Consider the following 12,410-nt stretch of genomic DNA (forward strand, 5'->3'; position numbering starts at 1 on the left):
GGAGGCTGGTCCGTTCGGGGGGCCTGACGCCGACGGGGCTTACCCGGCGCGCGGGGCGGGGCATGTCCCCCGTATGCCCACGAGCGACGCAGACGGCCCGGACCGCGCCCACGTACGCCCCGAGGGGGTCGGTGACGCCACGGTGGAGGCGCTGGGCTCGCTGTCGAAGGCGCTGGAGACGGTGGAGCGGGCCCGCGGCCACCTCTACGGGTTCCACCAGCTGACCGGGACGGCGGACCTGGAGCTGGACCGGGCGGTGCGGCTCCTGCGCGAAGCAGGCCACGGGGAATGGGCGGACCGGGTCGCGCGGGAGGTCCTGGGCCGCAATGTCATTCCGGGCCACTGGACCTTCCAGGTCGTGGAGGCGTACAACCGCACCTACTACGAGCCCTTCCGCGACCTCGAACGGCAGGCGCGGGAGGCCCTGGCGGCCGGCCGCGACCACCTCCACGAGGCGGAGATGAAGGAGGCGCGCCGCACCGTCGGCCACCCCGACCACACCGCCCGCCCGCCGGGAGACCCCGGGTCGCCGCCCTAGGCGTGTGGTCCGGCCGTCTCCGGCAGGGCGGCGGGCGGTGCGCGGGGGATCGGGGGAGGATGGGGACGACAGGGCCGGCCGCCTCGGTGTCCGGCGGTGCGCACCAGGATCGGAGCGATGTGCGGGCGGACGCGACCGAGGCCGGACTGGCACAGGTGCTGGCCGGCGCGCACCTGGTCACGGCCCGACGGATGCCGTCCCTCGTCGACGCGGCCGCACGCCGCCTGGGCGTCGCCGACACCCGCCTCTACGTGGCGGACCTCCAGCAGCTGCGCCTCGTCGCGCTGCCCCGGCCCGGCTCCGACGCCGAGGGCGAGGAGCTGGACGTCGACGCGTCCCTGGCCGGGCTGGCCTACCGGACCCACCAGATCCAGCAGGCGCGCGACGGCACGGTCGCCTACATCCCGATGATCGACGGGGTCGAGCGGGTCGGCGTCCTGCGCGTCACCGGGCCCCGCCTCGACCCCGCGACGCTGCAGGCGTGCGCGGCGCTGGCGGACCTGGCGGCCCTGCTGGTGGTCGCCAAGTCGCTCCACAGCGACCTGCTGGTCACCCGCGAGCGCGCCCGCCCCATGAGCGTCCAGGCCGAACTGCTGTGGGCGTTCCTGCCGCCGCGGACCATCGGCACCGCGTCCGTCACCTCTTCGGCGGTGCTGGAGCCCGCCTACGAGGTCGGCGGTGACGCCTTCGACCACAGCCTGGACGACGACGCGCTGCACCTGACACTGCTCGACGCGATGGGGCACGACCTCGCCTCCGGCGGCGCCAGCGCCATCGGACTGGCGACCTGCCGGGCGACCCGCCGCGCCGGCGGCTCCCTGCCCGAGATCGCCACGGCCATCGACCGCACCCTGGACCAGTGGATCCCGGGGCGCCTCATGACCGCGGTGATCGCCAACCTCGACACCCGCACCGGCCGCCTCTCGTGGATCAACTGCGGGCACCCGCCGCCGCTCCTGGTCCGCGAGGGACGGGTGCTGCCCCGCATCCTGGAGCGCACCCCGCACCTCCCGCTCGGGCTCGGCTTCCACACCGAGCAGCCGCCCACCCTGCACCACGAGCGCCTTCAGCCGGGCGACCGCGTCCTCGTCTACAGCGACGGCGTCACCGAGGCCCGCTCGCCGGGCGGCGACCTCTTCGGGGAGGAACGCCTCGCCGACGCCGTCATCCGCTCCGCCACCGAGGGCGAGGCGTCCCCCGAGGCGCTGCGCCGCCTCATCCAGAACCTCCTCGCGCACCAGCGGACCAGGCTCCGCGACGACGCCACCCTCCTGCTCGCGGAATGGCACCCCGAGGCGGACTGACCCGCGACCCGCCGGCCACCCCGGCACCGCCCCGCCTCCCGGGCCGGGGCGTCACGAGCCGCCGGTGAAGAGCAGCCGGTCGGGGGTGCCGGGGCCGGCGCCGCGCACCGCTCCGGTGGTGGCGGCCGCGACGAGCGCCCGGTGCACCTCGGCGGGTGCGGCCCCGGGATGCGCCGAGAGGAACAGGGCGGCGGCGCCGGCCACATGGGGAGCGGCCATCGACGTGCCGCTGAGCGTCCGCTCCGCGGTGTCGCTCTGGTGGCCGGCCGACAGGATCCCGGTCCCCGGCGCGAACAGGTCGGTGCACGGGCCGAAGTTGGAGTCCGGACGGCGGACGTCGTCGGCCGTCGAGTTGTTCACGACGAGGGCCGCGCCGATCCGGCCGGGGGAGTTGTCGCACGCGTCGGTGCCGCCGTTGCCCGAGGAGACCACCCAGGTGATCCCCGAGGCGATGGAACGTTCGATGGCCTCGTCCTCGGCGGAGTTGGCCGCGCCGTTGACGCTCATCGTGACCACGGCGGGCCTCACGGCGTGGGCGGTGATCCAGTCCGCGGCCGCGATGATCGCCGAAGTGGCGGCCCGGTCATGGCAGTCGGTGACCCGGACGGCCACCAGCCCGACCCCCTTGGCCACGCCGAAGTCCTTGCCGCCCACCGTGGCGGCGACGTGCGTGCCGTGCCCCGTGCAGTCGGCCCCGTCGCGGCCGTCGCCGACCGTGTCCACGCCGATGCTCGCCCGCCCGCCGAACTGCGCGTGGGTGGTGCGCAGGCCGCTGTCCACGAGGTAGACGGTGACGTTCGCCGCGGTCCCGGCGGCGGCGTACCTCCCGTCCAGCGGCAGCCCGCGCTGGTCGACCCGGTCCAGGCCCCACGGCGGTTCGGCCCGGCCCGACGACGCCGGGTGCGTCCCGTCCTGCTGGACGTAGGCGACCGAGGGATCGGCAGCCACCCGCGCCGCCTGGGCCGCGGTCATCCGGGCGGCGTAGCCCCGCAGGGCCGTACCGAAGACCGCGCGGACGCTGCCGCCGTGGACGCGGGCGGTGCGCGCGGCCGCCGCCGCGGCGGCCCGCCGCCCGGCGTCCCCGGCCGGCGCGTCCCGTACGGACGACCCGGCTCCCCGCGCGAACACCACCACGTAGCGGCCGGGCACCGCGTCCTCGGCGGTACGGACCTCACCGCGTGCGGGACCGGCGGCCGCAGGTCGGGCGTCCGCGGGTCCGGCGGCGAGGGCGATCGCGGCGCCCGCCGCACCCGCCAGGGCCGTCACGGCGAGGGCGGTCGTCCTGCGGTACGGGCGGCGGAACGGGACGGACACGACGGACTCCGGTGAAGGGGGCGGTGGCCGCCCCCGGCGGATCCGGGGTGCGGGTGCGTGCTCCTGCGCACCCCTCAACGCGGCCAGGGGCGCACGGTGACGCCCGGTGGCGCCGGAGTACGCCGTCCGCGGCGCGCGGGCCTTCCGCCCGCCGCGGTGACGCAGGTCCCACCGCATTCCTGTCAGGAACCGGCGGGCTGCTCCGCTCATCCGTCGAGAACCGCCACCGGGAACCCGGCCGCCATCCGCCCCGGGCCCGTCCCCTTCCCGCCCCGACCCGTCCCGTCCCGATCCGCAGGGAGCACCTCATGAAGCAGAAGCACCGCATCGTCGTCCTCGGCGCCGGCTACGCAGGCTGCCACGTCGCGGGGACCCTGGCCCGCCGGCTGTCCCGGGCGGACGTCGAGATCACCGTGGTCAACGCCGAACCCGACTTCGTCCAGCGGCTGCGGCTGCACCAGCTGGCCGCGGGCCGGGACATCGAGGCGCCCCGGCTCGCCGACGTCTTCGCCGGAACGGGCATCGGGCTGCGCCTGGGCCGGGTCACCGACCTCGACCCCGCGCGCCGGACCGTCGTCGTGGCCGACGCCGACGGCGGTGGCGAGCTGCGCTACGACACGCTCGTCCACGCGCTCGGCAGCCGTCTCGCCGGCCACGGAGTCCCCGGTGTGGCGGAGCACGCCTTCGACGTCACGTCCCGGCCCGCAGCGCTGCGCCTGCGCGAGCGCATGGACGCCCTGGAGGCCCCAGGCGAGCTCGGCGCTCGGCGTGGGGGCGGGAGCGTGCTGGTCGTCGGCGACGGGCTGACCGGCATCGAGACGGCCACCGAGATCGCCGAGTGCCGGCCCGGCCTGTCGGTGACCCTGGTCGCCCGGGGCGAGCTGGGCGCCGCGCTGTCCGCGGGCGCCCGCGGACACCTGCGCCGGGCCTGCGACCGGCTGGGCGTCACGGTGCTGGAGCACACCACCGTCGAGGCCGTGGAGGCGGAGCGGGTGCTGTGTGCCGGCGGCGCCGTACTCGCCTGTGACGCGACGGTGTGGGCGGCCGGGTTCGAGGCCGAGCCCGTCGCGGCCGCCGCAGGGCTGCGGCCGGCCGCGGACGGGCGGATCGCCGTCGACCACCTGATGCGCTCCCTCTCCCACCCCGAGGTCTACGCCGTCGGCGACAGCGCCTGCGCCCTCGGGGACAACGGCCGGCCGCTGCCGATGTCCTGCGCCTCGGCCGGCTACACCGGCATGCGGGCCGTGGCCGCGATCGTGGGCGCCCTGACCGGCCGCAGGATCCCCGACACGAGGATGGAGTACGTGGGCAACCACATCAGCCTCGGACGCCGGGACGGCATCCTCCAAGCGGTCGACGGCACGGCGCGGGCGAAGCCGGCGTACGTGGGGGGCCGGAGCGCGGCACGGATCAAGGCGGTGATCGTCTTCATGTCGCTGTGGGCCACCTCCCACCCGACCTTCGGGCTGCCGAGGCGGAAGCACCGCGTGACCGCCGCGCCGGCCGTTTCCGCCGCACGGGCGGCCGCGTAGGGTGACCTGCATGGACGCAGCCGCCGTGGAGCGCGGACACACGGACGGCCCGGACAACGCCCGGACGGACGACGCTCATCCGGACAACGCCCGCGCGGACACGGACCCTTCGGACACAGCCCGGTTCGAGGCCGGCCGGAGCCGGCTGGCCGCCCTGGCGTACCGGCTCCTCGGTTCGGCCGCCGACGCGGAGGACGTCGTACAGGAGGCCTTCCTGCGCTGGCAGGCGGCGGACCGGGAGCGGATCCGAGTACCGGAGGCCTGGCTGACCAAGGTCGTCACGCACCTGTGCCTGGACCTGCTCCGCTCGGCGAGGGCCCGCCGCGAACGCACCGCCGGCGCCTGGCTGCCCGAACTCCTCCTCGACGGCGACCCGATGCTCGGCCCGGCCGAGACCGCCGAGCAGCGCGAATCGGTCTCCCTGGCCGTGCTCACCCTGATGGAACGGCTCGCCCCCCGGGAGCGCGCCGTCTACGTCCTGCGCGAGGCGTTCGCGTACGGGCACGCCGAGATCGCGCAGATCCTCGACATCACCGAGTCGGCGAGCCAGCAGCACCTGCACCGGGCCCGGCTCCGCGTCACCGCCGCGCGCCGCGGCGGCGCGGCCGACCCGGCGTCGGCCCGCAGGATCGTGGAGGAGTTCCTCGCCGCCGCGTCCTCGGGCCGCACGGAACGGCTCGTGGCCCTGCTCACCGACGACGCGATCGCCCTGTCCGACGGAGCCGGCGGCACGGCCAGGACGCTGCTGCGGTACGACACCCCGTTGCGGGTGGCTGCCGTCGCGCGGGCCGGTTTCCGGCCGACCCCGGCGAAGCGGCGACTCGCCGGCGGCACGCCCGCCGTGCACTACGCGGTGGTCAACGCAGCCCCGTGCCTGCTCTTCGTGGTCGGCGAACAGGTACGCGGAGCCGTGGCGTTCGACATCGCGCACGGCAGGGTCGCCACCGTCCGCGGCATCGCCGCCCCCGCCCGGCTGGCCCGGCTCGCCGAGGCGTGGCGGCGCCGCGGACCGGACGCGCCGCTGATCGCCCGGTGGTGACACCGGACCGCGGCGCCGGTTCGCCGGGCGGGCTGTCGGTGCCGCACGGCATCCTTGATCCGTGTCACATCCTTCACGATCCCAACTCCCCCCGCCCGAAGGCCGGATGGTCGTCTGCGGCGACGACGGACTGGCCAGGCGGCTGGCCGGCGAGCTGCGCGAGGTGTACCGCGAGCGGGTCACCCTCGTCGTGCCCGTGGACCGGAGCCGGCCCCCCGAGGTGGGACGCCGGCCCGGCCGCGCCCTGGGGCTGCTGGGCCGCGTACCGGTGGCCAGGAACCCCCGGCTCCCGGGAGCCGAGCCGGCCGACCCGCACCTGCGGGTGGTGGAGGCGGCCGAACCCGACGAGGAGGCGCTGACCGCGGCCGGTGTGGCCGGCGCGGCCGCGCTCGCGCTGGTGTACGAGGACGACGAGGCGAACGTACGGGCCGCCCTGGTGGCCCGCCGGCTCAACCCCCGGCTCCGGCTGGTGATCCGGCTCTACAACCGCAAGCTGGGACAGCACCTGGAGGGCCTGCTCGACCAGGCGGCGATCATCGCCGAGCCCGGACTGGACCTGCGGGAGCTGGACGCCTCCACCACGGTCCTCTCCGACGCGGACACCGCGGCGCCGGCCCTCGCCGCGTCCGCCGTCGCCGGCACCAGCAAGATCGTGCAGGCGGACGGGCTCCTGCTGCGCGCCGTGGAACGCACGCCGCCGGGCCGGGGAGAGGTCGCCGACCCGGGACTGTGCACCCTGGCGCTGCTCTCGGCGACCACGGGGGACCCGGCCGGAGCGGAGGGCTCCGAACTCAGCGGCGCGCGCGGGCCGCAGCTGCTGCCGGACGACCGGGCGGTCGCCGCCGCGACCGGCCGCGGCACCGTGGCCCTGGAGGCCGTCGCCCACATCGGCCCCGCGGGGTCCACGGGCCGCCTGGCCGGGGCCGCGTTCCCCGTCGCCTCGCTGTTCTCCCGTCGGCTGCGGTGGTCCCTGGCCGCGATCACCGCAGCCGTCGGCGCCCTCGCGGTGGCCTCCTGGATCACGACCGGCGACCACCCCGTGCACGCCGCGTACATCACCCTCCTCGACCTCTTCGCGATCAACGAACCCGCGGTGGGGGAGTCGCCCGAGCGCAAGACCCTGCAGATCCTCGCCGGTTTCACGGGGCTGCTCCTGCTGCCGGTCCTGGTGGCCGCGGCCCTGGAGGCCCTCGGCGCCTTCCGTACCGCGACCGCACTGCGCCGGCCGCCCCGCAGGACCTCGGGCCACGTCGTCCTGCTGGGCCTCGGCAAGATCGGGGCGCGGGTGCTGCCCCGGCTGCGGGAGCTGGAGATCCCCGTCGTGTGCGTGGAATCGGACCCGGAGGCGCGCGGCATCGAGCTGGCCCGGCGGCTGCGCGTGCCCGTGGTCCTCGGCGACGTGACCGAGGAGGGCGTGCTCGAAGCTGCTCGGGTCAGCCGGGCGCACGCCCTGCTCGCGCTGACCAGTGCGGACATCACGAACCTTGAGGCCGCCCTGTACGCCCGGGCCGTCCGGCCCGACCTGCGGGTCGTGATGCGGCTCTACGAGGACGACTTCGCCACGGCCGTCTACCGCACCCTGCGGGCGGCCCATCCCGGCGCGCTCACCCGCAGCCGCAGCGTGACGCACCTGGCGGCTCCGGCCTTCGCGAGCGCGATGATGGGCCGGCAGGTACTCGGTGCCATCCCGGTCGAGCGGCGGGTGCTGCTGTTCGCCGCCCTGGAGGTGGCCGGCCATCCGCAGCTGGAGGGGCGGACCATCGCGGAGTCCTTCCGGCCGGGGGCCTGGCGCGTGATCGCCCTGGACACCAGCGCACCCGAGGACCGGCGCCCCGACCTGTCGGCGACGCCCGAGGAGACCCGGCTGCCCGAGGCCGGCCTGGTCTGGGACCTGCATCCGGGTTACGTCCTCACGGCGCAGGACCGGGTCGTCGTGGCCGCCACCCGGCGGGGCCTGGCGGAGCTCCTCGGGCGCCGCCTGCCCGGCCCGGCGGACCCGGGGCCCCGCAGCCGTACGGTCTGAGACGCCGACGGGCCGGGCTTCCCTCCGTACGGGCCCTAACCGGCAGGCTTCTGCTTCGACACGACGAACGCGACGAGGACCGCGGCCAGCACCGCCCAGACGAGCCCCTCCGCCCCGCCCTGCAGCCAGCCCGGCCAGGCCAGGACACCGGCGGTCACCGCACCCGCGGCCAGCGCCCGGGTGTCCTTCAAGGAGGTCCACCGGGCGTTCCCCGCACCGGGATGCCGGAGCTCGGCCACGGCCGTCCTGATGACGAAGGCCGCGACGATCACGACCGCGATGAGCAGGGCCGGTCCCATGGCGCCTCCGATCGGCGATCCGCGGCGGCCTCCCGCCGCCGGATGTCGGCGATGCCGCCGGCGTCGCCGTCGACGGTCGTCCCCTCATCGTAGGGCCGCTCCCGGGCGGGCACCTCGTGCGCGCCGGTCCCGCGCTCACTCCTCCCGCGCCGGGGAAGCACCCGCCGGCTCCGCAGCCCCCGCGGGCGGGGAGCCCGGCGGTCGCTGCACCCCGGAGCGACGGTGCCGGAGGTCGTAGAGGGCCGCCGCCGTGACCTCGCAGGCCCTGGGCACCGCGCAGGCCGGTGCCAGCAGGGTCAGGAACACCATGGGCGACAGCGTGCCGTTCGCGATCCCCTCCAGGCACGCGAGCACCGCCACACCGCCGAAGCAGCAGATCGCCGCGTGGACGCGCCGGCGGAAGACCGCGTCGTCGGGGGCGAGGGCCGCCCCGGCCACGGCGAGGACGAACAGGAGCAGCCCCAGCGTCTTGACCAGGGTCAGCGGTGCGGGCGGCGCCGAGAAGGCCAGGAGCCGGCCCGTCAGGACGAGCGCCCAGGCGCTCACGCCGAAGGTCGCCAGATGGCACGCGACGAGGACCCGGGTGCGCAGCGGAGCCGATGCCCCGGTCACGGTGCCCCGGCCGAACTCCGCCTCCACCGGCGGATGGTGGACACCGCCGGCCGGTGGGCGGCGCCGCGGGCGGACCAGGGGCACGGCGGCGAGGAGGGGCAGGGCGAGGACCACCGCGTAGCAGTACGGCCGCAGGCCCGCGGGCAGCGCGGCGGGGAACCAGGCGACGGTGACGAGCGCACCGTACGCGCCGTGGAGCAGCAGGGCGGGCCTGCGGGGCGGTGCCACCGCCTCCGTTCCCAGGGCCACGAGCGTGCACAGGCCCACGGTCGCCGTGCAGGTCACCGCCAGGCCCAGGGCGGGCGACCCGGTCAGCGTCTGCCACAGCATCACGGGCATCTCGTGGGGCGAAGGGGTCTCGGTCAGCGGTCCCGGGCGCAGCAGGCAGCCCAGGCAGGTGCCGGCCCACAGGCAGCTGGCGAGCACCGCCTGGCGTGCGAACGGGACGCTCCGGCGCCAGGGGAAGCGGCCGGGGTCGCGGACCGAATGGCGCAGCCCCAGGGCGATGACGGGCCCCGCGACGAGGAGCAGCGGCAGGGCGGACCGCACGTACACCCCGTTGAGGTCGATGCCCTCCAGGTCGAGCACGCCGATCCGCAGACCGAACATCTTCATGTCGAGGCTGTGACCCGTCACGAGGTTCGCGGCGAAGGTGAGGATGCAGCCGATCAGCGCCGCTTCCCACCCCGTGAACTCGTCGGCGAGCACCGGGCGGGCGAGCGAGGCCCTGCGCCGGGCCGGGGAGGGATGGGTGGCGAAGGGCCAGGCGGAGGTGTCCACCCTCTTGGCGGGACGTTCCCCGGCGACCCGGACGAGGAACCGGTCCAGTGCCTGTCGCACGGTCCCGCCGGCGGTGCCCCGCGCCGGGCGGCCGGCCGCGAACGCGTCGGCGTGCAGCTCACGGGAGTGCAGATAGCTGTTGCGCGCCGCGTACACGAGGAAGGTGAGCAGCAGGAGCTGCATGCACAGGGAGCGCAGGTGCTTGTCCTGGGCCGAGTACGTGGTGAGGGAGAGCCCGAAGGTGGCCGTGACGAGCGTGACGAACACCCACCACAGTGCCGTGACGCCCTGGGTGACGTCGAGGTCCCGGTTGCGGATGTGCCCGAGCTCGTGCAGCACGACCGCGTCGAAGGCCGGGGGATCCTTCACGAGGAGGTCCTCCATGCCGCTGGACAGTTCGACGTACCGGCGGCCCACGTGCCCGAAGGCCACGGCGTTGGCCGTGTCGTCGCCCGCGTTGAACAGCACCGCGTGCACGGTCACCCCGGTGTCGGCCGCCAGGTGCCGTACGGGCGTGACCAGGCAGAGGGTGGGTGTGCCGTCCGGGTTGACGGTGCCGGGCTCCCGAGGCCGCTCCCGCGTCAGGCCGTACCGCAGGATCGTCAGGTAGGGCAGCAGCCAGTAGAGGAGGAAGCCGCCTCCGGCGAGCACGGCCACGGCCAGGGCGACGCGCTGCTCGGGGTGGTCGACGGGCCGCTCGCCGCACTCCCGCAGAACGGCCCGGGAGACCAGGGGACGGTAGGGGTCCGGGACGATGTCCCGAGGCCAGAACGGGTCCGCGGTGGCGAGGGGCAACTCCTCGGGGGTGAGGGGGAGCTGGAGGAGGAGCTCCTGCTCGATGCGGCGGGCGCAGAAGCGGTAGGACCAGGCCGCGTCGTAGTGGCGCTTCGATTCGGTCAGGGGGCCGATGGCGGCGGCCGCGAAGACGAGGGCGAACAGGAAGAGCAGTGCTCGCGCGAACACCGGGGCCGTCAGCCCTCGGTCGGACGCGGCCCGTCGGCGGCAGGAGGCCCGGGCGGCCCGGGCGGCCGCGGGGGATCCGGCGGCTGCGGGGGATCCGCGGCGGGGGCCGGGCCCGAGGCGACCTCCCCGGTCGTCTGCCCGGGGAGGACGGGGCCGGTGTCCCCGCCCAGTGACCGGACGAGGTCGGCCAGCGCGGCGTCGACGACCCGCCGGACGAGCTCCTCCGGCACCCGGGGCGGGGCGGCCCGCATGGCGACGGCGTGCCAGCGGGCCAGGTCGGCGACGGTGGGCTGGGGTGCGGCGGCCGGGGGCGCGGGAGGAAGAGCGGCCTGCCGGCGTCGGCGCCGGGCCCGCCGGGACAGGCCTCCGACCACTTCCGTGGACACGGCCCCCAACAGGGCGGTGGCCACTGCGAGGACGGTGGGCGTCAGCAGGTCCGAGGGGACGCCGAGTACGTCGAAACGTGTCGTGCGGTGGCCGCGCCAGGGAAGCCGCCGGCGGAAGTGGGCCCGAGCCCGCTGCTCGAAGCGCTGCGCCTCGCCCGGTGCCAGGCCGACCACGACGCGCCGTGCGAGGTCCTGCGCCAGTTCCCGGCGCTGTCCGGAGAGTCGTCCGGACGGCTGCTCCAGGTCCGTTTCCGGTGTGGATCGTGTTGCCATGTGCGGATGTCAGCCCCTTGCGTCACGATGTGATCATCACTCGTAGGGATGTCATGATTACGGTGCGTCAATCAGTGTGTGGCGCGTTCGCGTCGCCTGGCAAGGGATTTCGTTGCCCCGGGCCGAGGAGGGTTCCGACACACCCGGACGGTGTTCGGACCCGCAGGACTCCCATGCGGCGCGGGAGTTGCCCCGGGGGCCGCCGGGCCGTCCGCCTGCCCGGCGGGCGGGGCGGTGGCCGGGGTGCGCCGCCGCGTGGTCCCGTCGGGGTGCACTCCGGGGGTCGCCCGTGCGTCCGCCCGTGCCGGGGCGCACCGACGCCCTAGCGTGGCCCCGCAACGATCCCGGCGGACCGCCGCCGGGATCCAGGACCACGGAGGCACCTTGACCACGAGCCCCACCCTCGCCGACCTGACGGGGGACTACGTCCTCGACCCCGCCCACACCCGGATCGGCTTCGTCGCCCGGCACGCCATGGTGACCAAGGTCCGCGGGGCGTTCCACGCCTTCGAGGGCACGGCCCGGCTGGACGGCGCCGACCCCGCCCGCTCCACCGCGCAGGTGGTGATCAAGGCCGAGAGCATCGACACCGGTGTGGAACAGCGTGACCAGCACCTGCGCACCAACGACTTCCTCGACGCCCCCAACTTCCCCGACATCACCTTCCGCACCACGTCGGTCGAGCCGGGCTCCGACAACGAGTACCGCGTCACCGGTGACTTGACCATCAAGGACACCACCCGCCCCGTCAGCATCGACTTCGAGTACACGGGCACCGCTACGGACCCCTTCGGCAACCGGCGCGTCGGCCTGGAGGGCTCGGTCACCATCTCCCGCAAGGAGTTCGGCGTGACCTGGAACGCGGCCCTGGAGGGCGGCGGCGTGCTGGTCGGGGACAAGGTCGTCCTCGAATTCGACATCTCCGCGATCAAGCAGGAGTAGCGCGGGCAGGGGAAGCGCGCCCTTCCGCCGTGCCGGTGCCGGTGCCGAGGTCACGGGGCGAGGGCGCGAGGCGGGGTCGTCCGGGGCCGGGACCGGGCCGCCGCGCGCGGCCCGGCTCCCCGGCCCCGCTGCGGGAACCGGCGGACCGGGCCCTGTCAGAGGCCTCGGACGCACTGCGCGCCACGGACGCGAGGGGGCTCGTCCCCGAACGGCCCGCCGAGGAGTGGACCCGCGTGGGCATCGACATCACCGATGCCCACGGAGAGCGGCTGTACCGGGAATGGACCTTCGAGGAGGTCGCGGCAGCGTGCGACCGGGCGCGGGCGCGGGCGGAGGCGGACGCGCCGGTCGTGATCATCGAGCCGCGGTGAAAGCGCAATGTTCCGGTTCCTCGCGGAGATCATC

General features: G+C 75.8%; 11 protein-coding genes. 7 read left to right on the plus strand and 4 right to left on the minus strand.

All coding sequences use genetic code 11. The features are described from left to right. The first annotated feature begins 73 nt into the window (after positions 1-73). Both ACPU2J_RS31620 and ACPU2J_RS31625 read left to right on the plus strand, forming a co-directional pair. Positions 74-538, plus strand: a complete 465-nt coding sequence (locus ACPU2J_RS31620; RefSeq protein WP_420078564.1) for a hypothetical protein — start codon at positions 74-76, stop codon at positions 536-538. Between the two features lie 59 nt (positions 539-597). Further along, a complete protein-coding gene (locus tag ACPU2J_RS31625; protein WP_423834590.1) occupies positions 598-1,842 on the plus strand; it encodes a PP2C family protein-serine/threonine phosphatase in 1,245 nt (414 codons plus the stop codon). A 51-nt stretch (positions 1,843-1,893) separates the two neighbouring features. Here ACPU2J_RS31625 and ACPU2J_RS31630 read toward each other — a convergent pair whose 3' ends face one another. Continuing rightward, entirely contained in the window at positions 1,894-3,156 is a 1,263-nt protein-coding gene (locus ACPU2J_RS31630; RefSeq protein ID WP_420078562.1) for a S8 family peptidase, read from the minus strand. A 308-nt stretch (positions 3,157-3,464) separates the two neighbouring features. On the opposite strand from ACPU2J_RS31630, the gene ACPU2J_RS31635 reads away from it, so the two are divergent. From ACPU2J_RS31635 to ACPU2J_RS31645, 3 genes are all read left to right on the plus strand, one after another. Then, positions 3,465-4,688, plus strand: coding sequence for an NAD(P)/FAD-dependent oxidoreductase (locus ACPU2J_RS31635; protein ID WP_423834591.1), 1,224 nt, complete (start codon positions 3,465-3,467; stop codon positions 4,686-4,688). A gap of 10 nt (positions 4,689-4,698) precedes the next feature. Next, entirely contained in the window at positions 4,699-5,727 is a 1,029-nt protein-coding gene (locus ACPU2J_RS31640) for a sigma-70 family RNA polymerase sigma factor (RefSeq protein ID WP_423834592.1), read from the plus strand. Positions 5,728-5,833: 106 nt separating this feature from the next. Continuing rightward, positions 5,834-7,750 (plus strand): potassium channel family protein, encoded by a 1,917-nt coding sequence (locus tag ACPU2J_RS31645; protein WP_420082288.1) that lies wholly within the window; start codon positions 5,834-5,836, stop codon positions 7,748-7,750. Between the two features lie 35 nt (positions 7,751-7,785). On the opposite strand, the gene ACPU2J_RS31650 is transcribed toward ACPU2J_RS31645, so the two are convergent. The 3 genes from ACPU2J_RS31650 to ACPU2J_RS31660 all read right to left on the minus strand — a co-directional run bounded on the left by ACPU2J_RS31650 (position 7,786) and on the right by ACPU2J_RS31660 (position 11,063). Beyond that, positions 7,786-8,049 carry a hypothetical protein gene (locus ACPU2J_RS31650; protein WP_389071329.1) on the minus strand — a complete coding sequence of 88 codons (264 nt, stop codon included), beginning with the start codon at positions 8,047-8,049 and terminating at the stop codon, positions 7,786-7,788. Between the two features lie 135 nt (positions 8,050-8,184). Beyond that, on the minus strand, positions 8,185-10,404 hold the full coding sequence (locus ACPU2J_RS31655) for a M48 family metalloprotease (protein ID WP_423834593.1): 2,220 nt from the start codon (positions 10,402-10,404) through the stop codon (positions 8,185-8,187). An 8-nt stretch (positions 10,405-10,412) separates the two neighbouring features. Next, entirely contained in the window at positions 10,413-11,063 is a 651-nt protein-coding gene (locus ACPU2J_RS31660) for a hypothetical protein (protein ID WP_420078558.1), read from the minus strand. A 384-nt stretch (positions 11,064-11,447) separates the two neighbouring features. On the opposite strand from ACPU2J_RS31660, the gene ACPU2J_RS31665 reads away from it, so the two are divergent. Further along, a complete protein-coding gene (locus tag ACPU2J_RS31665; protein WP_420078557.1) occupies positions 11,448-12,005 on the plus strand; it encodes a YceI family protein in 558 nt (185 codons plus the stop codon). Between the two features lie 233 nt (positions 12,006-12,238). After that, positions 12,239-12,376, plus strand: coding sequence for a hypothetical protein (locus ACPU2J_RS31670; RefSeq protein ID WP_420078556.1), 138 nt, complete (start codon positions 12,239-12,241; stop codon positions 12,374-12,376). Positions 12,377-12,410: the final 34 nt, after the last annotated feature.

The organism is Streptomyces manipurensis, assembly GCF_049570255.1.
In the GTDB taxonomy this organism is placed as follows: domain Bacteria; phylum Actinomycetota; class Actinomycetes; order Streptomycetales; family Streptomycetaceae; genus Streptomyces; species Streptomyces manipurensis.